The organism is Paenibacillus sp. FSL K6-4396 (genome assembly GCF_038002525.1).
Classification (GTDB): Bacteria; Bacillota; Bacilli; order Paenibacillales; family Paenibacillaceae; genus Paenibacillus; species Paenibacillus amylolyticus_B.
This window is the reverse complement of record NZ_JBBOCR010000001.1, coordinates 4229969-4256110: the sequence shown is the minus strand read 5'-3', so window position 1 is coordinate 4256110 and position 26142 is coordinate 4229969. Positions and strand designations below refer to the sequence as shown.

The following is a 26142-nucleotide window of genomic DNA, read 5'->3' as shown; positions in this document are numbered from 1 at the left end:
AGTTCCCCTTCTACAGCTTTTTTATTTAATACAATGTATTAAAAAATATTATAGCACAGTGTATTACTAAAATAGAAGTCTGGTGTATAATGTTGTCATGCCAAAAATCGTAGATCATGAAGCTCAGAGGAAAATCGTTGCTGATGCAGCAATCCGGGTCATTCAAGAGCATGGACTGGAGCATGCTACAGTTCGCAATATAGCAAAGGAAGCGGGACTATCTGTAGGTTCCATGCGTCATTATTTTGCCACACAGGCCGAATTGTTCACCTTTTGCATGAATCTTTTTGCAGAAAGGGTACAGAAAAGGGTGGAGGCATTACAGATGAGTGGATCTGTAATGCAGGATATGAAGAATCTGCTCTTGCAATTTCTCCCGTTGGATGAAGATAGAATGATGGAAATGGAGGTCTGGTTTTCGTTTACAGCCAAATTATTGGTGTACCCCGAATTAAAAAAGTTAAGTGATGAGATGCATCAGGGGATGTATCGATCGGTTCAATGGGTGGTTCAGGAGTTGCAAAAGCAGGGGATGACACATCCTGAACTGGATGCCGAGATGGAGATAGAGAAGTTATATGCTCTTGTGGATGGACTCGCCATTCATATGTTAATGCAGCCAGATAGACTTACAGTAAACCGAGTAGAACAAGTGATTGAACAGCATTTGAGCATACTTTGTTCAACTTAGTCTTACCTTGTATGAAGAAGGGGTATTTCCTTTTATAAGGGAGTAATCCTTCTTTTATGAAAATATGGCAGGTATGCAGGATATGACGAAGAATTAAGAATGAGAATGTAATGAATACATAGACAAGTAGGTGAACAACAAAATGTTGAATGTATTAGAGCTGACAACAAAAATAGAAGAAGTTATGGAAAGCGTTAATTTTTCGGGTGTTGTATTACTCCAGCAAGGCGGGAAAACCCTTTTGAATATGAAACGTGGTTATGCGAATCGCAGTGAAGAGCTTGCCAATCAGGTGGACACACGGTTCGGCATTGCATCAGGATGTAAGATCTTCACGGCAGTGAGTATATGCCAGCTAATTGAAGCGGGTAAGTTATCTACTGATTCCAAGCTTACGGATGTGTTCAATGTGGAATTTCCGCTGTGGGACGAAGGAATTACCATTCATCAATTGTTAACACATACGTCAGGTATTCCAGATTATTTCGATGAAGAAGTGATGGAAGACTTTTCAGAATTGTGGAAAGAGAGACCCGTCTACGCGATGCGGCGATTAAGTGACTTTCTGCCCATGTTTCAGCAGTTACCGATGAAGTCTGCTCCGGGTGAACGTTTTCACTACAACAATGCGGGTTTCATTGTGCTAGGGCTAATCGTGGAACAGCATTCAGGACTGTCGTTTACAGATTATGTGGAAGAATACATTTTCAAAAGGTCTGGCATGAAGGACTCCGGTTATTTCGTAACAGATCAGCTTCCGCGTAATACGGCTTTAGGATATATCTATCATGAAGATGGCTCATGGAACACCAATATGTTCTCCATTCCTGTCAAAGGTGGATCAGATGGTGGGGCCTATGTTACGGCGCCGGATATGATTCGATTTTGGGATGCTTTGCTGGGTCACCAATTGTTGAATGCTGAGACAACACGGCAGTTATTAACTCCACATGCTCATCAAGAAGATGAAGAGTACTATGGGCGGGGTATCTGGATTGACCGCAAGGGGGAAGGGATTTTCAAATTTCATGTCATGGGGTTTGATCCAGGGGTGTCGTTCATGTCTTCCGTTTATCCAGACTATGATCTACAACTGGTTGTGCTCTCAAATCAAGAGTCTGGTCCGTATCCAATCACGGTTGCTATCGAAGAGGCATTCGTATGACGAATAAACCCTCAGCCTATGGATTGGTTATCCTACAACAGGTTGAGGGTTCATTGGTCTAACCATTGGTCAAACAACATAAAAGAGCGGCCTGCATTTATAACATTTTCCACAGCTCAGGAGCGATTAATCGAGGGAAAACATCCAGTGGAGGTTTCTCTTTCTTTCGTTTGTCATTGGTTAACACCGTAACAAGTTCCAGCTCAGGGACAATATATACATACTGACCACCAAACCCTCGCGCGTAATAGTAATGGAGATTGGATTGCGTGTCTTCAGTAGCAATATCTTCCGCGTCAGACCTTTCATTCGGATAGACATCGACCCACCAATGCCAAGCATAACTGCCGTAATTAGGTGGGCTGACTGTAATGAATGGCTGAGTCGAACGGGATACGAGATCACTTGAAATGAGAGACTTACCCTCCCACATCCCTTGCTGTAGAAATAGCTGACCGAATTTTAGCAGATCTACGGGTAACATCTTAAGACCGAATCCGCCGGTGTGTACACCTTGGGGGTCGCTTTCCCATTCATAATCCTTAATTCCTAGCGGGTCAAAGAGATAACGTTCTGCGAACTCGGCTACATTCATACCTGCATTTTGCATCAGAATGGCGGATAGGATCTGTGATACTCCTGAGTTGTACTCCATATGTGTACCCGGTACATGACTTAACCGTTGTTCCAACGCAAAATCCACCCAATGATCGGTGCGGGTCATGCGAGGGAATGAATTTTGCCCACCGAACTCATCCCAGTTGAATCCGGCTGTCATGGTGAGCAGTTGTTCCAGAGTGATTGCTGGCTTACGCGGGTCAGGATCGGATGTCAACTGTGGGAAAAAGGTGGAGATTGGGGCTGATGCCTCTGGCAACAAGCCTTTATCCATCGCTATACAGATGAGTGCAGACAGCACACTCTTGGTACATGAATTGATTTTTGCAATATCGGACGCAGCCTCTTGGTTGCGGTAGTGTTCGTACATAAGCTCACCGCGTACGCTGACGAGGCAGCTTCGCAGATCCAGCTGCGGAATGATAAGTTGTAATTTGGCTGACAGTGATGAAGGATTCATAGTGTCCTTTCTGTACGGTTGATTTGTAATAGGATTTTGTAGAAATAGGTGTCCATTATCTTAGCATACTCCCGAGGCAGGGCTCAACAAGCACTGCATTATTATTTCAAAGCAAGCATGTAAAATACGATTTTCGTTGAAGGAGATAAGAATCACATGCGAATATTGCATAAAGCCCCAGTATTGTCTTTCAATCTTATATAATTGTCATGAGAAGCGCACAAGACATTTATAAGAGAAAGGGGGCTGTGATGTGGGAAATATAATAGAAGAGTTGTATTACGGTAATCTGAGACCAGAAGAGAATATTGTTCCTAAAGATTCGGAGTATCGATCTATTAATAAGGAGATTACAGCTAATATCGAAAAATTCCAGAGAAAGCTTTCGGAGGATGACTTTAAACAGTTGGAGATATTGTTTGATATGATGGATCAAGTTCACTCTATGCATTCAAAAGAAGCATTTGCGAGTGGTTTCAAGATTGGGACGTTAATTATGATTGAGTGTGGATGCTCAAGCTAATATTTTTGATTTTTCACAACATGTGATTATATAGAAGAGGTTAGTAAAAGTGATAGGGGGAATCTTGCTTGTTCAAAATCGGAAATCAAGGATCGTTCGAAACGCTACCTGATCATGCCAGGGCAATATATGAGGGAGACACCGGTGCTGTAGAACAGTTCATTAGGCAGGGCATGGATCTCGAAGAAGAGATCACACTCAGTAAATACATAGCATTAACGCCGCTAGACCTTGCCTTAATCTGCAATCAACTGGAAGTGGTTAAGTTGTTGGTCGAGCATGGAGTTAATCTGAATGTCAAAAATAATTCGGCGATCCTTAAAGCAGTCAGATATTGTGGAGAAGAAATGGTGCGATACCTGTACCAGCAAGGTGCCAAGTTAAATGGACTTAATCGGGTCAAATCCAGTGCATATGATGAAGCCTACTATGGCAACAAAAAGAATATAAGAGTCTTGAATGAACTGGGGTTGGATATTCGTAAATATGGAGGCAAAACGTTGCGCAAAGCGGTAGCTGATCACGATATGAAGACAATTCAGTACTTGCTGGATCAAGGAGTGGACGTCAATTACAATGAACCGGATATGGTATACCCGTATAAGGCGACACCTCTCACGGTAGCTGCAAGACTTAATAACATGAAGATGGTTCGATATCTGGTGGACCAGGGAGCAGATGTGACCATTCAGGAGAAGGATGGAGAGCGAGCGTACACAATTGCAGTGAGTCAGAAAAATGAAGAAATGGCTGAATATCTAAAGGGGCATGAACCTCAAGAATTTCATGATATGAGCAACAAATTGCAAGCATTAAAGTCATTTAAACTTCCGCAGCAACTTATTGATTTTCTAACTAGTGGACCCCGAAGAATAGACTTGCCAGATAGTGAATCAGGCATCCGATATATAGAATTCTTTCATCTGATCGATACCGTGGAGATGAAAATGGGCAGACAGAAACTACTGCGTATTTCCTCGGACATCGATCAATACTCACATATCCTGATTGTCTGGAATCCGAGCAAAAAAATGATGGGATATGCGGATATTGAACATCAAGAACATGGAACGATAGCTACCTTTGAAGAGTTCATGTTAAATCCAGCTACAGCTATAGAGGATATCCTGAATTAGATGGAGTATACACGAGAATTCCAGAACCTCCTTCCTATGATCATATGGAAGAGGTTCTTTACTATTATGAACATGTTAATATAGGAAAATTTTCGTATGAAAAATGAACTATGCTAGTGCGTAATAAGGTTAGAAATGGTAAAATATCAATGCCTAAACATGGAAACAAGTTTATGAAAGATCATTATAGCTTTTTAATATAGGAAATAGTGTAGAATCAGTGTTTTAGCAAGAGTGTTTCTATCAAATTATAGTAATCTAATACTGAATTGAGGAATTGAACATGGCGATTATTGACGTAATTAAGTATGATGGCTCACCTGATGTGTTTGCTTGGAAACATCCCGAGACTGAGTTGGGAACATGGACCCAGTTGATTGTGAATCAATCTCAACAAGCAATTCTCTTTAAGGATGGAAGAGCGCTTGACACGTTTGGACCAGGAAGGCATACGCTGAGTACTGCGAATATCCCGATCTTGAACCGACTCGTTAACCTTCCGTTTGGAGGAAAGTCACCTTTTGCAGCAGAAGTCTGGTATGTCAATCAAGTTAGCGCATTAGACGTTAAATGGGGAACAGCGAATCCAATTCAGATCCAGGATCCCAAGTATAATATTATAGTTCCCGTAAGAACATTTGGACAAATGGGAATTAAAATTTCGGATTCACGAAAGTTTTTGGTCAAGCTTGTGGGCACACTGCCTGAGTTTAACCAAGCTAATATGATTAATTACTTCCGCGGGCTAATTATCATGAATATTAACTCCATGTTGTCATCCTATCTAATACATAGAAAAGTTAGTGTTTTGGAGATCAATGCCTATATCGCCGAGATTTCAAGGCATTTCGCAGACACAATAGCTTCTACTTTTGATGAATTTGGTATTGAGTTGATCAACCTCTATATTCACAACGTCAATCTGCCCGAAGAAGATCCATCCGTCATTCGATTAAGAGAAGCGTTGGCGCGCAAAGCTGAGATGGATATTATTGGGTACACATATCAGCAAGAACGTTCGTTTGATACGCTTGAAGGTGCAGCCAAAAATGAAGGAAGCATGCAGTCAGACATCATGGGCGCAGGACTTGGTATGGGTATGGGGGTTGGTCTGGGTGGTTCTTTCAGTAGCGAGATGTCCCAGATGTCTAAAGTGATGTCGACTAAGGAGACGCCTGCTGTAAGCATATGTAAGCAGTGTAATCATCCGAACCAGGAGAACAACTCTTTTTGCAGCAAATGCGGCAATTCATTAGCCGAAAAATCCGCAGTAACAACAGATTGTAATAATTGTGGACATGCTTTGCCAAAGGGAACCAAATTCTGTCCTAACTGTGGTGACAAATACCATGCGTGTCCATCCTGTGGAGCGGATAATGCTGAGGACGCATTGGAATGTATTCAATGTCATCAACCGATGCCTAGCCCATGCCCGAACTGTAACCACATGAATTCCGGTCATACCAAATTCTGTGGCAACTGTGGCACAAGTTTAAGCTTGAAATGCAGTCGGTGCCAACATGAAGTAAAACCCGGTCAGAAGTTCTGTCTTGATTGCGGAAACAATCTGCAAGAAGGAGGACAGGCATAGTGATGGTAAAACGCAGCAATCTCCTGATTTTGGATGTCGTCTATTTAATATGCATGATAGTATCGTCAATCGTTTCTTTTACGCTGTTTAATCATGCGCTTCTGTCGTTTTCTTTTTGGATGAATCTCGTTGCTTCTTATGTAGCGATTACGGCTATTTGGATCTACGCACGGTTCATCATGCAAAATATGGATCGGTTTAAACGGTTTGTTCCAGGTTACACAGCGTTAGGTGTAGTATTGGTTATTTATTTGATTTGTGTGATGATCTACTCGTTGTTGACAGGTTCAGCAGATCATGCGCTTCGTTGGTTCGTATTGTTACACACGGTAACGATTGCGATCGCAATTATTTTGTGCGGAATCATTATGATCTATATTCAGAGTGTGCGCCGTCATGAAACAGATGAACAGACAAAAATCGCAAACTTACAATTAATCGAAAAAGCTTTACAGCAATTGCTTCATACCATGGTGCAACATCCCGTTCTAACTGTGGAAGAGGAGCGGAAAACCGTTCAATCATTAATTGAACTGGTGAAGTATAGTGACCCAATCACACCGGATTCCCTTGAGAAAAATGACCGCCAGATCTTGATGGACATTGAATTGATGAACAGTGAACTTGCAAATCAGTACGAAGCCGGGGAATTGGTAAATAGTGAACGTATTGCTTCGCAACTATCCCAGTTAAGATACCGTTTGAAAGAGCGCAATCAACAGATCTTGATAAGTAAATCATAAATTGCAGGAGGAAACGCGGTGAAGAAATTTTTTGGCATTTTATTCATTATCCTTTCGTCCGTGACGATCCTGTTATCTTTAATATTAATATCCGAAGGAACAGAAACGGCCATTATCAGTACAATTATTCTTTTTATCCCTGGGGTTATCGTACTTGTTACGGGCATTAAAATGTGTGGTCGACCTAAATCTCAGTCTAAGACTAATCCATACCAGCATTACGATTCTAATAATAGGCAAGATCAGGAAGATCAGCATCATGTGAAATATGACGAGGCCCCTCAAGAAACTGTAGCCGTGAATTGTTCAGGGTGTGGAGCCAAGGTAAGGGTATATCCTACTTCGTCTGCGGATTGTGAGTATTGCGGAACGACAATGAGAATTTCGTAGTTGTAGCTAATACCAATACACTTAACTGCTTTTACAGATACCTGTAGTGTTTACCGCTAGGTATAGAGTGTTGTTTTTGGGAGGAATCAGATTGAGGAAGTTTTTCGGGCTCATTTTTATGGTGTATGCAATTGGCATACCCATTGCTTTTTTCAATGCAGACAATCACAAAAGTGGAGATCTATTTGGCATAATAGGAGTTATTATCGTTGAGTTTTTATTTTTGTTTTTTGGCATTAAATTGCTTAGGAAAAAACGTGTTAAGAAAAAGCGTGGCCCTGAACGAAAGTTTTATGGGGGAGATTATGGAGGTCATCTTGATCGCGAGAATGCGAATTCTCATACGTATTCAAGCTACAATAGCAACACGGTGAGTTACAGCAGTCATAATACAATAAACTATACAGAGATCAATTTTTCAGACAAGGAAAACGCTGAAGAAAAGGTCGAAGAAAAAGTAGAAGAGCCACAAAGGCCTGTTTCAGTAAGTTGCCCGGGATGTGGGGCGAAGGCCAAAGTGCTTCCTAAACAATCAACAGACTGCGAGTATTGTGGAACAACAGTTGTAGCAACTTAAGACGTTTCAGAATGATTACGAGAATGGATTAAGCCTGATTCCTGTGGAGTCAGGCTTTTATCTCCTCAATTTAGAATTTAGAACTCTGTCTTAATATGGTCTCGATAATGAAACGTTTCGAATTAATATTTATAAATTCTCTTTACGATAATCATCATTTGTAAGCGTTCTATTTTTCTTGTTTACGTAAATGGGAAATTTATGATAACATGTACACGAAACGTTTCGAATCCATTTGAAGGGGAGAAAATCATGAAAAAAGTAAAACAATTCAGCTTCATTTTAACTTTTTGTCTGTTAGCTAATCTAGCCCTAACTCCTATGGCTTCAGCAGGTGACTCAAGCAATTTAATTGGATTTCGAGCAGAATTGAAAGCGATTGCATATAAGACCTATACATTTTTTGAGGACTATACGGATCAGAACACTGGCTTGACTTACGATGAAGTTCGGCTCACTGAAAAAGGGACAGAAGAAGCTAAACGTACCTCGCCCACGAACATCGCCATGTATATGATGAGCACCGTTTCAGCGCAACAATTGGGTATCATTTCGAAGAAAGAAGCAGTACATCGACTGCAAACGACTATCAATTCCCTAGAAAAGTTAGAAAAGTGGAACGGCTTATTTTTTAACTGGTATAACACAGATGACGGTACAGTGAAGAAAGATTGGGGACAATTTATATCCCAAGTCGATAATGGCTGGTTATCCGCTGGTTTAATTGTTGTTGGGCAAGCCTATGAAGAGCTTCATGGGGCAACAAGCGAGTTGGTCGAAAATATGAATTATACTCCGTTATATGATCCTGAAGTCGGTCAATTCCGCGGAGGCTATGATGTGGCTAAAGGCGCACTGACGGATCACCATTATGGAATGTTTTACACGGAACCACGTGTAGGCAGCTATATTGCCATTGGGAAAGGTGATGTTCCCCAAGAGCATTGGTGGAAGATGTATCGCACATTACCTCAAGAATGGGATTGGCAAGCTCAGATTCCTCAAGGCAAATCCGTTAAGTACGATGGAGTGGATGTGTTTGAAGGAAGTTATGTATACAAGGATAAAAAGTTCGTGCCAAGTTGGGGAGGCAGTATGTTTGAAGCTCTTATGCCCGGTATGGTTATAAAGGAAAAAGACCTGGGTACTCAAGCTTTGGGATTGAACAACCAGCGTCATGTTGAATTGCAGATCGAATATGCCAAAGAAAAAGGGTATGCAGCATGGGGCTTTTCACCTTCTGCAACTCCGACAGGTTACAGTGAGTTTGCAGCAACGCCGTTAGGGACCTCAGGTTATAAAGATGGAGCAACGGTTACAGCACACGCAACATTCCTTGCCCTGGATTATGCCCCTGAAGCTGTTCAAAAGAATATTAAAGCTTTAAAGAAATTCAAAATGTTTGGCAAGTATGGGTTCTATGACTCAGTCAATGTTGAAACGGGAGAACTCGCAAAAGCTTATCTGGCACTGGATCAAGGAATGATTATGGTGTCGATCGCTAACTATCTTCAAGACGGTGTTATACGCGATTATTTTCACAGTGATGTGATAGGGCAGACGCCAGAAGAATTGTTGAAAAAAGAAGTTTTTTCTATTCAATGAAGGGGAGGAAAACTTGCCATACCGATTGTTTAAACGGAACGAAGCAGAGTCTTTTTCTGCTTCGTTCCATTTGCGTTTGTCGAACCGTCTCTTAGGTTCAAACCTCCTATCCGTAGCGAGAACCGCCAAGAGCCTTCCGGTAAACTTGAGATGTTTAGGCTGGGTGAAAGGAGTGGTTTTTCTCATGAATGATGCAATGACTTAGAGTTGGATTGGTCGTTATCAAGATCCTATAGAGAAGAATTTTTCTTCGTATTTAATACCTCAAATGCCTCTGTCAAAAAATCCATGGTATGCTTAGGGATCAACGACTCATAGGGTTTTACGTTTTTATACAGTTCTTCGTTCTTTTCTTCGTCATGGAGAATCAGATGATTTAATTGGGTATTAGCAATGATGTCTTTCAACTGTTGCTGTATGGAAGGATGGTCTGGTTTAAGATCGTGTAGGGTAGCTCGATGGACAAGCAATACCAAATTGAATAATTGTTCATCCAAGTAAGTTTGCTTAGAGATATCCTCTGGGAACACCTTTTCAATAATATCCGCAGAAACATACTTTTGAAGTAGTTTTTTTTGGTCCTCCTCAACACGTATCGAGTTCATAAGTAACATGAGCAATTCTGAGTTTAATTCATTGAATTGATCTTTTTCCTTTAACCATTTTATTCGTTTAATTAATGCCAAAGAACAATCAATAGCTGTTCTCCTATGTTTAAGCGATTGTTCTTGAACTCTAATGATTTCATCAAAAGAATATTGCGGATTATCCAAACCGGCTTTAATCTCGTTTAATGAAAGTCCTAGACTTTGCAACAATTGAATTTCATGCAGCCTTTTAAAATCCTCATTTATATATACATGATGATCATTTTCGTTCTTTTGTGAGGGAACCAATATGCCAAGTTGTCGATAATGTCTTAACGTACGAACTGTTGTGCCCGCCAGCTTTGCAAATTTACTCACTGTTAATTGCATCTAACGTCCCTCTTTTCAAATAATCAGTTCTTGTATTTTCGTGCCAGAATAATTCCAATAGAAATATTATAAATGACATGCGCAAGGATTGGGGGAATTAACGACCCGGTAAAATAAAAGAGCAGTGCAAAAATCAAACCATTCACAAACACAACGATAAGGACACCTGTAGCTCCTCTATATTGAGGAACATGTATTATCCAAAATAGAAAAGTGCTTATTAGAATGACGAGCCAATCCAGGAACAAAGAATATCCAATAAATAATCCGATCAGGACCCCTCTAAAAAAGAATTCTTCAAATATACCACCTATCGCCGTTAAAGCTATACCACTTGGTTGAATCATTATTTTTTTAATCATATCTGACCCCTCGGTTTTAGGGAGTTCTGTTCTTGTTTTGATAAATGTAATTAGAACAATCGTAGTAATAAATAAACTAAAAATAAGACCGATGATGATTGCGGATAATACACTAATCTCGTTTGGTATGAATAGGGAAGCTATAAATGGTAACGTTCCTCCCCACTTAAAAAAACCAATAAAAATAAATCCAATAAATAGAAAAGCTGATTGCGTTAGTAATGCGATCAGCAGTATTTTGTAATGTTCCTTTGTATGGGTCTCAGACATAATGAAAACTCCTTTATCACATTTTTTTCATTGTAGATTGTGACGTAACGTCCTCCGCAACAGCTTTTTTTATCAAAGTATTGATCAGTTACTCATAACAAACGTTTGAATTCTTGCTCGGTGATCACAATATGTTTCTTTTGCAACGTGGAGGAGGTTCGTAATTCACATATTTACAGCCTTGCTCCATCTGCAACCATCCACATCAGGGCTGAACGAAAAGTACCGCAGTAGCGCGGTTTTACACACCCTATCGTGACAATGCAGAACCTACATATTTACCGTGTCATCTTCGTTTCACTATACTTCGAATTGTAAGCGTTACCAAAATGGAGTCAGCAAGAATGCAAAGCAGTAACATAACCGTAGGTAATGAAAGACATAGAAAGGAGTGAGAAAGTGAAGGAGAGTCACACAGTAGTATCCGTAAATCCTTCATTGAAGAAGAACTCCCTTGGTAAGAGAATTTGGAAAAACTGGGAGCTTTATCTGTTCATGCTTCCCGCGTTGTTGTATTTCCTTATTTTTCATTATGGTCCGATGTACGGCATTCAGATTGCTTTTAAGAATTTCGTACCTTCAAAAGGAATTACAGGCAGCGAATGGGTTGGTTTTGACCATTTTGAACGGTTCTTCAATTCTTATTTTTTCTGGGATCTGCTCTGGAACACATTCAGTATCAGCTTCTATGAACTTGCCATTGGATTTCCGCTGCCTATCATATTGGCACTGGCTTTCAATGAAGTCCGCAACGGCCCGTTCAAGAAATCGGTCCAGACGGTCACCTATGCACCCCATTTCATTTCTGTAGTTGTCATGGCAGGTATGATCATTACCTTTTTATCACCCTCAAGCGGAATGATTGTCCGGTTCATCGAATTCATTGGTCTTGAACCAGCACAGTTTCTGACTGATCCCGCATGGTTTAAGACGGTGTATGTATTTTCCGGCGTCTGGCAGAGCACCGGGTGGGGAACCATTATTTATCTCGCAGCCTTGTCAGGCGTAGATCCCCAGCTCCATGAAGCAGCCATTATGGATGGAGCAAGCCGAATTAAACGGGTGCTGCATATCAATCTGCCGACGATATTACCCACGATTACGATCATGCTGATCTTGAATATGGGTAATATACTGGGTCTTGGTTTCGAGAAGATTCTGCTGCTGCAGAATTCACTCAATATGGAAGCATCCGATGTAATTTCCACCTATGTATACCGCGCCGGTTTGGTGAACGCCCAGTATAGCTTCTCAACAGCTGTCGGATTGTTCAACTCGGTAGTCAACGTTATTTTGCTTGTTACGGTCAACCAGATCGCCAAACGCACCAGTGAGAACAGCCTCTGGTAGAAAGGAGTTGAAGTCTTTGGTTACTGCGATGAAAGAATCTCGGGGGGACAAGCTTTTTCTGATTAGCACTTATATTTATCTGGGTCTGGCAATGCTGGTTGTTCTCTATCCGCTCATCTATATTCTCAGCGCTTCAATCAGTTCGCCGCAGGACGTCAATTCGGGAGCGATGTGGTTGTTCCCGAAAAATGTAACACTGGACGGATACAAGCTTGTGTTTGAGAACCCAAAGATATGGAGTGGTTACTGGAACACCATTATCTACACAGTGGTGGGCACTCTGCTCAATCTCGCCGTCACTCTGCCGGCCTCGTATGCGCTCAGCAGATCTGATTTTGTCGGGCGCCAGTTGTTCATGGGCCTCATTCTGTTCACGATGTTCTTCAGCGGCGGAATCGTGCCGACGTATCTGCTGGTCAAGAATCTTGGACTCATGAACAGCATGTGGGCATTGGTCCTGCCGGTGGCCGCTTCGGTCTGGAATATCGTCGTGGCCCGCACTTTTTTTCAGACGACCATTCCGAAAGAACTTCAGGAAGCAGCGCATATTGACGGCTGTACGAATCTAAAGCTGTTCATTCGCATTGTTCTACCGCTGTCGGCACCGATTGTAGCCGTTATGGCCCTGTTCTATGGGGTCAGCCACTGGAACAGCTACTTCCCGTCTCTGATCTATTTAAATGATGAAGCGAAGTATCCGCTGCAGATGGTTCTGCGTCAGATCCTTGTTCTTCAGGAAATGACAGCGGAAACGACGGGCTCTTCCATCAACGGCGAGGTGGCCACCGCCATGAATAATAAGGCAGAAACGGCATCCCTGATTAAATATGGAGTCATTGTTGTCTCCACACTGCCCATCGTGGCAATTTATCCGTTCCTGCAGCGTTATTTTGTCCAAGGGGTCATGATAGGTTCTGTTAAAGGTTAAACAGCTAAAATGTGATGAAATCAAGGGAGGAATTATAAATGCCAACCACACGTAAGTCATGGAAGCTTCTGTTATCTTCGGCTTTAGTTATTACATTAATGGCAGGCTGCAGCAGTTCAAACGAAGGTGAAGCGAACAACAATCTCGGAAAAGTCGCTGTGAACAATGAAGGTTTCCCGATTGTTAATGAACCCGTTACTTTGTCGCTTATGGCGCCAGATGTAGGGATTCAGAACTGGGAGAACATGGCTGTGCTTCAGCAGATGCAAGAGAAGACCGGTATTAAGCTGGAATACAAGAACGCACCGAAGGATAGCTTCGAAACGAAGAAAAATCTGGTGCTCGCCAGTGGAGATTACCCGGATATCCTCTATGCTGCCGGTTTGACAACTGCAGAACAGATGAATTACGGAGAGCAGGGTATCCTCATTCCACTGGAGGATCTGATTGAAGAGTATGCTCCGAATTTCAAGGCGCTGTTGGAGGAGAATCCGGATGTCCGCAAATCGATAACTGCACCGGACGGACATATCTATTCCTTGCCAGTAGTAGAACTTAGCCAGCACTGGTACCGCAATCCGATGTGGTATAACGGGGACTTCCTCAAGGCGCTGAATATCGATAAACTCCCCGAAACGACAGAGGAGCTGTATACCTATCTGAAGCGTGTGAAAGAGGAAGATCCAAACGGCAATGGCATAGCCGATGAAATTCCGATCTCCTCGGTGACAACACCCGCTGCGAACCTCCGCGATATCCGTACATGGCTGCTGGGTGCCTTCGGCATTTATGAAGAAGAAATTTATGTTGACGATGCGGACAAGGTACATTACACACCGCTTGAAGAAGGCTACAAGGAATATTTGACCTATATGAACCGACTGTGGTCTGAAGACCTGCTGGATCATGAGAGCTTCTCACAAACAGCGGAGCAAAAAAAGGCCAAAGCACAGAACAATCAAATCGCCCTCTTTTCGGACTGGCATGCCTACATGAGCAAAGGTGGAGAACCTTCGACGGCAGATCCCATGTTTGCACCTGTCCACAGTGAATCAGTTGCTGCCCCAGCGATTGCAAAGAACAGGGGGATTACAAGCGGCGCCTTTGCTATTACGCAGAGTAATCCTGCACCGGAAGCCTCTATGCGCTGGGTGGATTATCTCTATTCCTATGAAGGTGCCATGTTCTTTAACAAAGGTCCAGAGGGCACTCTCTGGGAGTACACAGACAAAGAGAATCGGGTCAAACGTTACTTGCCGGTACCGGACGGTAAGGAAATGGAAGATTATCGGGCAACGCTGACACCTAATTACGGCATTCCCGCTCCAACCCTGTCCATGGATGATATTAATAAGGGGCTGAAGACAGACTTTGACCTCTGGGTAGAGCAGGAGACCAAGCAGAAGCTTCTCGATAAAGGCGCACGGATTCCGTTTCCGACCCTGTTCCTTACGGTGGAAGAGCAGACCGAAATCAGCAGCCTGAATTCTGATTTGAAGACATATGTGAATCAGATGGAGGCGAAATTCATCACTGGAGCGGAGCCGCTTACGGGCTGGGACAATTATGTGGCGACAGTCAAGAAAATGGGCGGAGAGCGTATGGTTGAAATCAATCAGGCTGCCTATGATCGTTGGAAATCCAACTAATCAGGTCCATGCGAACAAAGTTGCTGTTAAAAATGAGTTATAAGGATACAACGCGTCCCTGAACATTCATGCAGATGCAGGAGGAATAGACATGCAAATCACGAGACATCCGAATAATCCCATTGTTGTGCCGGGCGACTATGAATGGCGTAAGGTTACGGTTTTCAACCCGGCGGTTATCATCGATAACGGTAAATTTTATATGATTGAGCGTACCGCGGGTTCCCTAACTCCATGCAAAAATTATTTGGGTCTGCTAGAAAGTGAAGACGGGGTGAACTTTACCCACGTGAAGGATGAGCCCATTGTGACGCCAGACATGCTGGGATTCCCTTATGGCAGTGTGCAGGATCCGCGGATTGTCAAAATCGACGGAACCTTCTATCTGAACTACGCCCTTCGTCCCTGTGCCATGAGTTATTACCCTACCGGGGCAGGCGTCCCCCTTCGCTCTATTCCGGAATATCCGGACGGGTGGGGGGACGAGGCGGGACATTGGCTAACCCGGTCCTCCATATTGAAATCAGATAATCTGCTGGATTGGGAGTATGTGGCGGACACGACACCTCTTGATATTAATGACCGGGACAACATTTTGTTCCCTGAGAAAATAGGTGGCAAATTCGTACTGTTGCGCCGCCCTGAGGAATATGTAGGAGAAGCCTACGGTACGGATAAGGCGGCCATGTGGATTACCTACTCCGAGGATCTCGTGAACTGGGAAGAGCCCAAGCTGCTTGCTACTGCCCAGAACCTCTCCTGGGAATCAAGGAAGATTGGCGGCTCAACGCCCCCGATCCGTACGGACAAGGGCTGGCTGGTGCTCTATCATGGTGTCGATGAGGACATTGTCTACCGTGTGGGAGCCATGCTGCTGGATTTGGAGCAACCGGAGAAAATCATTGCCCGGACGCATCATTTTATTATGGAGCCAGAGATGTATTATGAGAAATTTGGGTTCCAGATCCCAAATGTCATCTTTCCGACTGGAAATGTGGTCAAAGATGGACTGCTCTATATCTATTATGGGGTAACAGATACGGCGATTGCCCTTGCAACAGTTCCGCTAGACGAGCTGGTAGAGCACATCCTCCAGGAAGAGCAGTAGCAAATAAACCATAAATGAAGCGGTATCTTTGAATATAAAAATGTAGTGTAGAAAGGGCGGAAGCTCCGGTAGCTTAAACAGGTCCTTTAATAGTGGCTGCTCTCAAGGCATGTTCCTTGCGATACTGCCCTGGTGTTAAACCGATTTCTTTTTTGAATTTGCGGATGAAATTTGGCGCATCCATGTAACCGACCTGTTCGATAATTTCTTTGAGCGGTGCGCTAGTATTCTCCAGCAGCCGCATGACTTCATCTACACGCCGCTGCCAGATATATTGTGAGAAATTGCGGCCGGTCTTCTCTTTGAAGCTCCGGCTTAAATAAGAAGTTGAAATGGCAAACTTAAGTGCCACATGCTCTAGGCTGAGTGTGTAGTCTGCAAACTGTTGATCCACGTAAACCAGAATATCATCCATTAATGTAGACTCGCTTGTCTTCGTATTCAGCTCCACCTGCGCGCAAATGTCAGCAGCAAGACAGAGCAAACGACTCTCCAGATCTTCAAGTGTTTCAAAGGCAGTCAGTTCTGACATATTGGCGAACACCTCGTTCATACCAAGCTCGGAGGCGGTGCGTAGAAAAGCGTTCAGCAGATCGAAACAGATGCAGCGCAGTAGATGAACCTGTAATGGCTCATTTTTGATCGTATGAATGGTTTCGGTAATCAGTTGCACGGTTACCGATTCGTTGCCCTGCTTAAGGCTCTGCTCCAGTTTCAGCATGGATTTGCGTGGAATCCAGAAGCTCTCGGAAGTAGAAGGGTTCAGCTCTGCAAGCTGCTCGAAATAAGTTACCTGACCGCTGTGTTGGATGATCCGATGCTCCAGAGCTGTAGCAGCTTCAATGAAGGATTGGTTAAGACGGGCCAAGTCCCCGTATGCCGTGCCGACACCGATACTCAGAGATAGCTGCGAATGCTCGCGGATTACCAATAGAATGGCTTCAATTACCTCTTCCAATTGGTTTTGAATCGGCTTCTCCACATCACCGGGAAGTGAAATTATCAGAGCAAACTGGTCTTTGACCGAGAATTCTACGCCGAAGATCTGAGCACCGGTACCTGGAAGACATACATTGCTAAGTATATCCTGCAACAGAAGGCGTTCCTGCCAGCACTTGTCGCCAGGCAACGTATCATCCCAAGACAATATAGCCGAGAAATAGAGGCCTTGTCCTTGAGGATGCCGGAATCCGGCGTTCAGAATCATTTGTTCGATCTCCGGATCATCCGGCTTGCCTTGCTTGAGTAACAGCAGCATGCACTGATTACGGACGAAGGGCTCCTGAAAATCAATTTTCGCACTGTAATTGTGTAGGGTCTGTCGTATCCATTCCCATTCATTGTGGAGCTTGGAAGCATCATCGCCGCTGCCTCTCATCTTGTCCATCAAATCTCTGATTGGATGGTACTGCCGTTTGGCTAGCAGCAGCGCAGCAGCTATACCGGTAATGACAGTAATGCAGAAGACAATCAGGATCAGAGTCTGGACATGGGCGACACGGCTGAAGAACTGGAAGCTTGGCATGGTGGTTACATAGGTCCAGCCATTTTCTTCCGATTGAACAGAAACAACGGAGTATTGTTCTCCGTCCATCTTCAAATTATGGATACCAGGCGCAAGTGTAGCTAAGTTCTCAATTTCGTCCTGTGGAAGGCTGATGCCATGGCTGTTCGCGGTCAACACCTCTCCGGAGGGACTGAATATATAGCTACTTCCCGAAAAATCACTCAAAATCGAATCCATAACCCCGGTAAGATTGGATTCTTTCATTAAATATACAACGGTACCATATGGAAACGGGTCGTTAGGTTTGACGGGCACAAGCATGACAAGCATCGGCTCCATTCGGGAATTAACCTTCACGTTCTCAGCGGGACGGACCAGGGGCTGCCTGGTTTCATTCAAATCCTGCCGCAATTCTTCCAGACTCCAATGCTCGAACTGATAGAGGCTAGCAAAGGTGACATCAAGATTAGCCAAACCGCGGTGTGAATAGATGTGGGAATCGTTATGGAAATAGAGAAGCAGATCCTCTGCAATACTGCTGCTGGCTTTGTAATTGGCCAGCGCCTGAATCGCCTCCAAGCTGTAATAGGGATGTTGTACCATATAAGGGGTCAAGTGTTTGTCATAGGCGATTCTCCCCGCTATTTCCTGAAGTTCATTCATCCGGTTATCTATCGTGCTCTTCACCTGGTTAAGCTGATTGACATTTGCTTGTTCAATCTCAATACGTAATCCATTGACAGCGTTTTCATATATAAAAATAGTTACACCTGTCAGAGGGATAAGAAATATGAGAATGTAAGAAAAGGCATATTTCAGCAGAAGCCTTGATTTGAAATGATTCCAGCTGAGCCTGAATCTGTCGAGCAAGGATGGCTTGAGTGCCGAATTTGCCATGAAGCAGTCCCTCCAATGTTAAGATATTCGGATTAAAATCACTGTTCTCTTCTGGATTACACTTGTGCTAGTATAAACATTATAACATTATAATCTTTGAAATGAAGTAGCTCATCAGGCTTATTTTAACGATTTGGAAATACAGATCTCATGTCATGAATCATTTATGAAATTTGCCTGTATATCGGGGTTGAAAAAGGAGATGGGATGAGTGGGCACAGAGAATGTGCTGCGCAATTTGCAGCTTGTTGACGGGCGGATCATGGATATCGCCATTCAGGACGGGATCATCACCGCCATGTCACCGCCAGGCCAGGCTGAAGGAGAAATTGAGTTGGATTGCTCAGGATTATATGCATCCAGTGGATGGATTGATCTGCATGTGCATGCCGTCCAGGACCTTAACCCCTATGGCGATGATATCGACGAAATTGGTGTGAAGCAGGGCGTAACAACGCTTGTAGATGCCGGAAGCTGCGGTGCAGATCGAATTGGAGCTTTCTATACCGCAAGATTACAGGCTGCTACACAAGTATTTGCTCTGTTGAATATTTCAAGGATCGGGCTCGAACGGACGGATGAACTGTCGCAGCTGGAATGGATTGACCGGGCCAAGGTCCTGGAGGCGGTAGCGGCTTATCCTGATTTCATTGTTGGTCTGAAGGCCCGCATCAGCGAAAGTGTTGTCAAGGACAGCGGTATACAACCGCTCAAGTTGGCACGCACGCTCTCGGAAGAAACGAAGCTACCGCTCATGGTTCACATCGGTTCTGCTCCGCCCGCGATCTCGGATGTGCTGGAGTTACTACATTCGGGCGATGTAATCACCCATTACCTTAACGGAAAGTCCAACAATCTGTTTCATCCGGACGGCACACCGCTGCAAGAATTACTGGATGCGGCTGCTCGGGGAGTTCATCTGGATGTGGGGCATGGAACAGCGAGCTTCTCCTTCCGGATTGCAGAACAGGCCAAGGCTGCAGGCATTGCGTTGAATACAATCAGTACGGACATTTACCGAGGCAACCGTATGAATGGTCCGGTATACAGTATGTCGAATGTGCTGACGAAATTTCTGTACCTCGGCTACAGTCTTGAAGAGGTCATTCGCGCGGTTACAAGAAGTCCAGCGGAGTGGCTCGGTAAGCCGGAGCTAGGGAAGATCAGGGTGGGACAGCAAGCAAACCTGACTTTGTTTTCCCTGGAAGCAGGAGAAAAGCAACTTGAGGACTCGGAAGGAGATGTCCGGGTCACGCAACACTATATTGAGGTTAAAGGAGTCTTTGCTAATGGGTCACTCATTACAGGCTAAATATGGATTGAAGCGTGTTATTAATGCCAGTGGAAGAATGAGCATCCTTGGCGTTTCTGCACCAACGGACTCAGTCATGGATGCGATGAAACAGGGCGGACAGCGGTACGTGGAAATTGCGGAGCTTGTGAACAAATCCGGAGAATATATTACACAGTTACTTGGTTCGGAAAGCGCAGTTGTGGTGAACTCTGCATCCAGTGGTATTGCGCTTTCGGTAGCGGCCATTGTGACCGCCGGAAATCCGCGTATCAGCCTTCGTTTGCATCAGGAGCCGATATTGAAAAATGAAATTATTATGCTCAAGGGCCATAATGTGCAGTATGGAGCGCCAGTTGAAACCATGATATTCCTTGGTGGCGGCCGGGTAGTGGAAGTCGGATATGCGAATGAAGGCCGCAAGGAGCATATCGATCAGGCGATCAGTGAACACACTGCAGCCATTCTTTATGTTAAATCGCATCATACTGTGCAGAAAAACATGATTTCTGTGGAACAGGCCTGGGAGGTTGCGCAGCACAGAGGGGTACCGCTGATTGTGGATGCAGCAGCGGAAGAGGATCTGCGCAAATATATCCAATTTTCGGATCTGGTCATTTTCAGCGGGTCAAAAGCTATTGAAGGTCCTACTTCCGGTATTGTCATCGGCAAAAAGAAATATGTGGAGTGGTTACAGGTACAGCTGCACGGGATTGGCCGCAGTATGAAGGTCGGCAAAGAGACCATTTTTGGATTACTGCAAGCTCTGGAGGAATACCAGGACAAAGCGGACAATAGTGAACGAGAGAAGCAAACGCTGGAGGCTCTTCAGCCACTTGGTGGACTTCCTGGTGTTTCAGTCCGCATCGTGCAGGATGAAGCCGGCAGATCGATTTTCCGAGGACGTGTACAGATTGATTCCTCTCTTGCTGGGGTGGATGCGAAGAAAGTGAATGACCAGCTTCGTGAAGGTGTAATTGCGGTATATACCCGAGACTATGGCGTCAATCAGGGATATTTCGATATTGATCCAAGGCCGTTACAAGGGGATGATATGCAGGTCATCGTCAGCAGAATACATGAAATCGTGGGAGGCAAACCAGAATGAGTCATATTCAGCAGTGTCTGTATAAGAATAGGGCGGCAATTAATGTACTGGCAGGAAGTATCGGGAACGCAAGAGATGTATACGAGGCTGCGGAAGGTTATGTACTTGTGGGTGTGCTCTCCAAAAATTATGCTACGTCGGAGGAAGCCGTAGTTGCCATGACTGAATATGGTCAGGCTATTCAAGAAGCCGTATCCATCGGACTTGGGGCTGGAGACAGCCGTCAGGCTGCAGTTGTGGCCGAGATTGCCGCGAGCTACCCGGGAAGCCATATCAATCAGGTATTCCCGGCAGTGGGGGCAACCCGTGCCAATCTGGGACCTACAGATAGTTGGATTAACTGCCTGGTATCTCCGTGCGGGCAGCCAGGCTATGTAAATATATCGACTGGCCCTGTTAGTTCAGTAACCACTCCGCAGGCCATTGTTCCGGTTCATGCCGCCATTGCACTGGTTCGTGACATGGGAGGGAACGCGCTCAAATATTATCCGATGCAGGGATTGAAGCTGGAGGAGGAGTACCGTGCGGTTGCCAAGGCTTGTGGGGAAGCGAATTTTGCTCTGGAGCCCACTGGCGGAATTGATCTGGATAACTTTGGACCCATTCTAGAGATTGCACTACAGGGAGGTGTACCTCAGGTTATACCACATGTCTATTCTTCAATTATTGATTCACAGACCGGGAGTACGAACGTACAGGATGTCCGCAGACTGCTGGAAACAATGAAATCGTTGGTGGATCGGTATGCCTAGGGTTGCTGCTTTTGGCGAAGTGATGATGCGGCTGCAGGTTCCGGGCTACGAAACGCTGGTCCAGAGCAGCAGGCTGGAGTATTCTTTTTCCGGCAGCGGGGTGAATGTAACGGCAGCATTAGCCAGATACGGCCATAATGGCGCTCTTATTACGACCTTGCCGGAAACTCCGGTGGGCGAAGCGGCTATCGCTTATCTGCGCAAGCTTGGGGTGGATACCTCTCTTATTAGACACGGCGGTAGACACCTTGGGATGTATTTTCTGGAGAATGGCTTTGGAGCCCGTCCAGGCAGAGTCACTTACACAGACCGGCTGGGCAGCAGTTTCAATACTGCGGATGCGGCCAATTATGATATGAAAGATCTTGCCTCCCGGATCGACGTTCTTCATTTGTGTGGCATTACGCTGGCTATGAATGATGGCGTGCGCAAGCAGATGAAACGGCTTGCGGAGGAAGTGAAGAATGATGGAGGCAAGGTTGTCTTTGATTGTAATTATCGTCCTGCGTTATGGGGAACGGATGGTTATGTCAAGGCGCGCCCGCATTATGAGGAAATGCTGGGGCTGGCAGATCTGGTGCTAATGAATGAGAAGGATGCGATGGGTATTCTTGGCATCGGAACCGGAGAATATGATAGAATAACACAGATGAAGCAAGCGATTCCTGAAGTTGCACAGCGCTTCGGAATCGGAACGGTAGCAGGAACCCACCGTGAGATTAACGCGGACCATACGCATTCCTTGACAGGATATATCTATCATCAAGGTACGTTCGTATTTTCCCGCAAGCTAACATTCCCGGTGTACGACCGGATTGGTGCCGGCGATGTGTTTGCCAGCGCCATCATCCATGGGGAATTGCAGCAATATCCACAGGAACATACGGTTAATATGGCAGTGGCGGCAGCGATGCTGGCCCATACCACACAAGGTGATACAGCGCTTTTTACCGAGAATGAGGTGCTTCGGGCGCTGTCGGACCATACCTCAGATGTTGAAAGGTAGTGAACAGTGAGTGTCCCTAAAGCGCAAGCAAGGTCCTTTATATCAGCAAATCCAAAAAATTCTCAAAGATCGGATTCTACATGGTGTATATCCTCTCGGAAGCATCATTCCCTCCGAACCACAGCTCGAAAAGGAATTCGGGGTCAGTAAAATGACAGTCCGCGGTGCGGTCCAAGAGCTGTCCCAGGAAGGCTACGTGCAGAAGAAAAGCGGTGTTGGAACGATAGTGATGCGCAATACCTCTCATCAGAAGCTCTCAAAGGGCAAACGGTTTACGGAACTGCTCGTAGAAGAGGGCCATAAGCTTGAAAAGAAAGTTCTGAATTCCCGGTTACTGACCAATGATGCCGGAACGGAGCAATATGGTCTCTACGGGCCGTACTGCCAGCGGATTGAAAGGCTCTATATTCTTAACGGACAACCTTATATTCATCTGATACACTTCTTGGCAGCAGCTGCATTGCCCGGCGGAGGCAAGGAAGCAATGAATGCAGACATCCAATCGCTGTATGATTCACTGGAGGAGAACGACATTTTGCTGGAGAGCTTCAAAGACCGTTTCTTTGTAGAGCCGGCAGCTCCTGAGGTATGCCAACTACTGAAAATCCCCCCGGGAACGCATCTGCTCAAGCGCCTTCGTAACTCCTTCGACGAAGAAGGCAGATTAATTGAGCACAGTATCGGCTGTTATAACACGGAACTTCATCATTATCTGGTTAGTTATGACACTTGAGGCCGGCGGACATATCGTGAAAGAAATCGTATTCATACTAAAAAGGGTCCTGCAATATTCATAACAGGACCCTTTTTGCGTAAACTAGAAATCCCTCAAACGATCAAATACCTCATATAATTCCTCGTGATTGACCTTAATTAAATCATCTTGACGCAGTTCCAAATTCTCCTGTAACTGATTCAGTAACTCCGTTAGAACAACATAAATTTCTTCCCGCTCAACAGTTTCAATAAAGCCGGCCTTGGCATCCATCTTGTTGAAGGTCTGTGTGTAGTTCTCAACCATGGAGACGAGCTGTTTGTGTAGAGACTCCTGATCGATGGAGACTTGACTTAATTGACGGATTTCCTTTAAGCACTGCTTGTACAATTGAGCTGCTTTTTTTGCGTGAGCTGCCTTGATGTGGTCACGCCCATCCCAATCCCGAAACGGATTGTTCAGGTTCTCCGCAAGCCACTCCGGTTTGCGTGCTTTGGTGATCTCGATATCAAGGCCTGAATTAGCGGATTTTTTATATTTTGTTTTGATCGATTTGGCTGCATCGGCAGGCAGGCTGGTTAGCCACAGCGTAGCCAATTTTGGAAGTTGCTCTGGATCAGGGAATTGTTCACCATTGAAGCCGAACAGGTCATATGTAGTAAATGTTTGCAAATTCGCCAAGTGCTGAATCGATTCTATATGGGATACCTTGCCGGGTTTACCCCAAAATCGCAACTCTGAAAGTTCAGGATAATACTGCACAAGTGGCTCCAGATTGAGTTCCGTGATCTCTCTGATATACAGACCTTCAAGTCGTGAGATACCCGTAACCTGTGGCAGGCCTGATGGAACATTGAGAGTGATGCATTTACCGTCTTCATGCGCCACAATATGCATACCAGGAGACAGCTCACCTGTGAAATTCAGACTCTTCATCTTTGAGTTCAAAATTAACTCCTTCAACCCGCTGACATCCACAATAAGGTTGGTCAGGTGACTCCTGCTGATATCCAGTTTTGTTTGACCATGATTAGAGAGATGAAGTTCATTAATGAACGGGTTTTCCTCTATAAATGGAAAGATTGATTCCGAGTACCCATCCATTTCAATATGTGTCAGACAAGGCAGCTTTGCAAGTTCGGCTACCTCTTCGGCAGACTTTGGGCTGAATTCACGGAGTGTACTCGTACTGCTTCGCATTACACGATCGCCAACCATGATTTGTGTGTCATCATCCGCGGCTTGTTTGAACTGTGCTCTTCGGTGCGCATCGATACGTTCCCATTCGCGCTGGAGATAGAGACTTTCTCCGATTGGCCAGCCTCCACCATACGTATTCGTTTCCTCGGTGTAGAGAGGAGGGATGTTGCCTGCAAGCACATACTGTGAAGGAACATTAGCACTCACGAAACTATGGGCAAGTCGATCATGCCAGAAATAGAAATTACAGATCAGTGGTTTCATCTGATGAAGCTGCATTTCATTAGGCAGTTGATCACCTGTCCAATCCAACTGAAGAACAGAGGCAAGCGTGTCGGAAGGTTTACCTTCCATTTCTTTCAGCCTAATTACCTGGCAGGCGGTGTATTGTTGTAATTTTTCGGCGTACACGCAGTACACATCTCCAATATTGGGGATCACGTTATGCTCCTTTCGTTCTGCACCATTCGATGCTAAGCTACTTGTAAACCAAGGATTCTGCAGAACTAATAATAGATGAATTATATCAAAGTCATTCAGAGACTACCATTTTGGGATAGAGTCGAATAGGCTTGAATACTTTTATAAAAAGGAACGATGTCTATGGATACAGGTATGAGCCGTAACAAAAAACTGGGTGAGTTTTTGAAATCACGGAGAAGCCGCATTCAACCGGAACAAGTTGGATTGTCAGGATCATATGGACAGCGAAGAACACCGGGGCTAAGGCGGGAAGAAGTAGCGGTACTGGCTGGTGTCAGCGCAACGTACTACACATGGCTTGAACAAGGTAGGGAGTTAGCAGCTTCACGAGAAGTAATGCAAAGTATAGCGAACGCGCTCCGGTTAACGCCGGAAGAGAAGAGTCATCTGTTTGACTTATGGGACCCGAATACGGAACATGAATTCCTTGCTTCGTATTCACAGCTGGAGCCAGGTTGGCAGAGCATTATTGGCCAGTTAACTCATCCTTCCTTTATAACTAATGAACGGTCTGAGGTACTTGCCTGGAATGAAGCAGCTGATACGAACCTCTTTAACTTCTCGTCGATGAATATGAATGAGCGTTTAATGATGCGGATTTTATTTTTAGATGCAACGCTCAGGGAGCGTATGCACAACTGGGAGGAATTCGCGCGGCACTCGGTAGCTGTTTTCCGTACGTATTATGATAAGTATCCGAGTGACCCCGAATTTGCCAGAATCGTGAAACAATTGAGTGAAGAAAGTGTGGACTTCCGAACGATCTGGAACCTGCACCAAGTCGAATTAAAACAAGTCAATCGTGTGCTGCTTGAAACGACGGATCGGGCAGATGGTGTTGTACATGCGTACGATATCTATTCCATGAATAATCTGAACAGCCAATCAGGCATTCATTGCTGTATTTATGTTCCTGTTGTCATGTAGAAGGTTGAATAGACTAGTAATTTCTTTACTAGCATACACGGAGTGTGGTTGGGGTCTCGGGAGTGAAATAGAATGAACTTAAGCTCAACGTAGCTATTTATCGTTTCTATTTT

Annotated in this window: 24 protein-coding genes; 19 read left to right on the top strand and 5 right to left on the bottom strand. The window is 44.6% G+C overall.

Going from position 1 to position 26142, the window contains the following annotated elements; translation table 11 throughout:
• Nucleotides 1–97: 97 nt before the first annotated feature.
• Nucleotides 98–691 (top strand): TetR/AcrR family transcriptional regulator, encoded by a 594-nt coding sequence (locus MHB85_RS18335; protein ID WP_210108543.1) that lies wholly within the window; start codon nucleotides 98–100, stop codon nucleotides 689–691.
• 142 nt (nucleotides 692–833) lie between these two features.
• Entirely contained in the window at nucleotides 834–1856 is a 1023-nt protein-coding gene (locus MHB85_RS18330; RefSeq protein WP_341073374.1) for a serine hydrolase domain-containing protein, read from the top strand.
• A gap of 97 nt (nucleotides 1857–1953) precedes the next feature.
• Here MHB85_RS18330 and MHB85_RS18325 read toward each other — a convergent pair whose 3' ends face one another.
• Complete coding sequence (locus tag MHB85_RS18325) at nucleotides 1954–2934, bottom strand: serine hydrolase domain-containing protein (RefSeq protein ID WP_341073373.1); 981 nt, start codon at nucleotides 2932–2934, stop codon at nucleotides 1954–1956.
• Between the two features lie 253 nt (nucleotides 2935–3187).
• On the opposite strand from MHB85_RS18325, the gene MHB85_RS18320 reads away from it, so the two are divergent.
• The 7 genes from MHB85_RS18320 (at nucleotide 3188) to MHB85_RS18290 (ending at nucleotide 9499) form a co-directional block, all read left to right on the top strand.
• Nucleotides 3188–3457 carry a DUF6809 family protein gene (locus tag MHB85_RS18320; RefSeq protein ID WP_341073370.1) on the top strand — a complete coding sequence of 90 codons (270 nt, stop codon included), beginning with the start codon at nucleotides 3188–3190 and terminating at the stop codon, nucleotides 3455–3457.
• A 68-nt stretch (nucleotides 3458–3525) separates the two neighbouring features.
• Complete coding sequence (locus tag MHB85_RS18315; protein ID WP_341073368.1) at nucleotides 3526–4593, top strand: ankyrin repeat domain-containing protein; 1068 nt, start codon at nucleotides 3526–3528, stop codon at nucleotides 4591–4593.
• Between the two features lie 283 nt (nucleotides 4594–4876).
• Nucleotides 4877–6184, top strand: coding sequence for an SPFH domain-containing protein (locus MHB85_RS18310; RefSeq protein ID WP_341073367.1), 1308 nt, complete (start codon nucleotides 4877–4879; stop codon nucleotides 6182–6184).
• On the top strand, nucleotides 6184–6927 hold the full coding sequence (locus tag MHB85_RS18305) for a hypothetical protein (RefSeq protein WP_341073366.1): 744 nt from the start codon (nucleotides 6184–6186) through the stop codon (nucleotides 6925–6927). Before MHB85_RS18310 ends, MHB85_RS18305 begins: the two co-directional genes overlap by 1 nt.
• A gap of 18 nt (nucleotides 6928–6945) precedes the next feature.
• Nucleotides 6946–7317 (top strand): DUF3784 domain-containing protein, encoded by a 372-nt coding sequence (locus MHB85_RS18300; RefSeq protein WP_091017821.1) that lies wholly within the window; start codon nucleotides 6946–6948, stop codon nucleotides 7315–7317.
• Nucleotides 7318–7408: 91 nt separating this feature from the next.
• Entirely contained in the window at nucleotides 7409–7894 is a 486-nt protein-coding gene (locus MHB85_RS18295; RefSeq protein ID WP_341073365.1) for a hypothetical protein, read from the top strand.
• A gap of 252 nt (nucleotides 7895–8146) precedes the next feature.
• A complete protein-coding gene (locus MHB85_RS18290; protein WP_341073364.1) occupies nucleotides 8147–9499 on the top strand; it encodes a glucoamylase family protein in 1353 nt (450 codons plus the stop codon).
• A gap of 230 nt (nucleotides 9500–9729) precedes the next feature.
• Here the strand turns inward: MHB85_RS18290 and MHB85_RS18285 are convergent, their stop codons facing one another.
• The gene (locus tag MHB85_RS18285) at nucleotides 9730–10476 is read right to left on the bottom strand and encodes a MerR family transcriptional regulator (RefSeq protein WP_341073363.1); all 747 of its coding nucleotides are present in this window, start codon (nucleotides 10474–10476) and stop codon (nucleotides 9730–9732) included.
• A gap of 23 nt (nucleotides 10477–10499) precedes the next feature.
• Complete coding sequence (locus tag MHB85_RS18280; RefSeq protein WP_210108533.1) at nucleotides 10500–11108, bottom strand: CPBP family intramembrane glutamic endopeptidase; 609 nt, start codon at nucleotides 11106–11108, stop codon at nucleotides 10500–10502.
• A gap of 372 nt (nucleotides 11109–11480) precedes the next feature.
• Here MHB85_RS18280 and MHB85_RS18275 point away from each other — a divergent pair, with 372 nt between their 5' ends.
• From MHB85_RS18275 to MHB85_RS18260, 4 genes are all read left to right on the top strand, one after another.
• Entirely contained in the window at nucleotides 11481–12458 is a 978-nt protein-coding gene (locus MHB85_RS18275) for an ABC transporter permease (protein ID WP_091017812.1), read from the top strand.
• A gap of 16 nt (nucleotides 12459–12474) precedes the next feature.
• Nucleotides 12475–13386, top strand: a complete 912-nt coding sequence (locus MHB85_RS18270) for a carbohydrate ABC transporter permease (RefSeq protein ID WP_091017811.1) — start codon at nucleotides 12475–12477, stop codon at nucleotides 13384–13386.
• 38 nt (nucleotides 13387–13424) lie between these two features.
• Nucleotides 13425–15035, top strand: a complete 1611-nt coding sequence (locus tag MHB85_RS18265; RefSeq protein ID WP_341073361.1) for an extracellular solute-binding protein — start codon at nucleotides 13425–13427, stop codon at nucleotides 15033–15035.
• A gap of 91 nt (nucleotides 15036–15126) precedes the next feature.
• Nucleotides 15127–16143: a glycoside hydrolase family 130 protein gene (locus MHB85_RS18260; protein WP_341073359.1), complete on the top strand. Its 1017-nt coding sequence runs from the start codon at nucleotides 15127–15129 to the stop codon at nucleotides 16141–16143.
• Between the two features lie 73 nt (nucleotides 16144–16216).
• Here MHB85_RS18260 and MHB85_RS18255 read toward each other — a convergent pair whose 3' ends face one another.
• A complete protein-coding gene (locus tag MHB85_RS18255; RefSeq protein ID WP_341073358.1) occupies nucleotides 16217–18547 on the bottom strand; it encodes a helix-turn-helix domain-containing protein in 2331 nt (776 codons plus the stop codon).
• A 262-nt stretch (nucleotides 18548–18809) separates the two neighbouring features.
• Here MHB85_RS18255 and MHB85_RS18250 point away from each other — a divergent pair, with 262 nt between their 5' ends.
• Genes MHB85_RS18250 through MHB85_RS18230 form a run of 5 tightly spaced genes read left to right on the top strand, consistent with a single transcriptional unit; the run spans nucleotide 18810 to nucleotide 23437 of the window.
• On the top strand, nucleotides 18810–19859 hold the full coding sequence (locus MHB85_RS18250; RefSeq protein WP_341074246.1) for an amidohydrolase/deacetylase family metallohydrolase: 1050 nt from the start codon (nucleotides 18810–18812) through the stop codon (nucleotides 19857–19859).
• Nucleotides 19837–20946: a DgaE family pyridoxal phosphate-dependent ammonia lyase gene (locus MHB85_RS18245; protein ID WP_341073357.1), complete on the top strand. Its 1110-nt coding sequence runs from the start codon at nucleotides 19837–19839 to the stop codon at nucleotides 20944–20946. The genes MHB85_RS18250 and MHB85_RS18245 overlap by 23 nt, the downstream gene beginning before the upstream one ends.
• Nucleotides 20943–21698 carry a 2-dehydro-3-deoxy-phosphogluconate aldolase gene (gene dagF / locus MHB85_RS18240; RefSeq protein ID WP_341073355.1) on the top strand — a complete coding sequence of 252 codons (756 nt, stop codon included), beginning with the start codon at nucleotides 20943–20945 and terminating at the stop codon, nucleotides 21696–21698. Before MHB85_RS18245 ends, dagF begins: the two co-directional genes overlap by 4 nt.
• Nucleotides 21691–22704, top strand: a complete 1014-nt coding sequence (locus tag MHB85_RS18235; RefSeq protein WP_341073354.1) for a sugar kinase — start codon at nucleotides 21691–21693, stop codon at nucleotides 22702–22704. Before dagF ends, MHB85_RS18235 begins: the two co-directional genes overlap by 8 nt.
• A 10-nt stretch (nucleotides 22705–22714) precedes the next feature.
• Complete coding sequence (locus MHB85_RS18230; RefSeq protein ID WP_105599293.1) at nucleotides 22715–23437, top strand: GntR family transcriptional regulator; 723 nt, start codon at nucleotides 22715–22717, stop codon at nucleotides 23435–23437.
• 84 nt (nucleotides 23438–23521) lie between these two features.
• Here the strand turns inward: MHB85_RS18230 and MHB85_RS18225 are convergent, their stop codons facing one another.
• Entirely contained in the window at nucleotides 23522–25060 is a 1539-nt protein-coding gene (locus MHB85_RS18225; protein WP_105599292.1) for a hypothetical protein, read from the bottom strand.
• Nucleotides 25061–25234: 174 nt separating this feature from the next.
• Here MHB85_RS18225 and MHB85_RS18220 point away from each other — a divergent pair, with 174 nt between their 5' ends.
• Complete coding sequence (locus MHB85_RS18220; RefSeq protein WP_223199727.1) at nucleotides 25235–26029, top strand: helix-turn-helix transcriptional regulator; 795 nt, start codon at nucleotides 25235–25237, stop codon at nucleotides 26027–26029.
• Nucleotides 26030–26142: the final 113 nt, after the last annotated feature.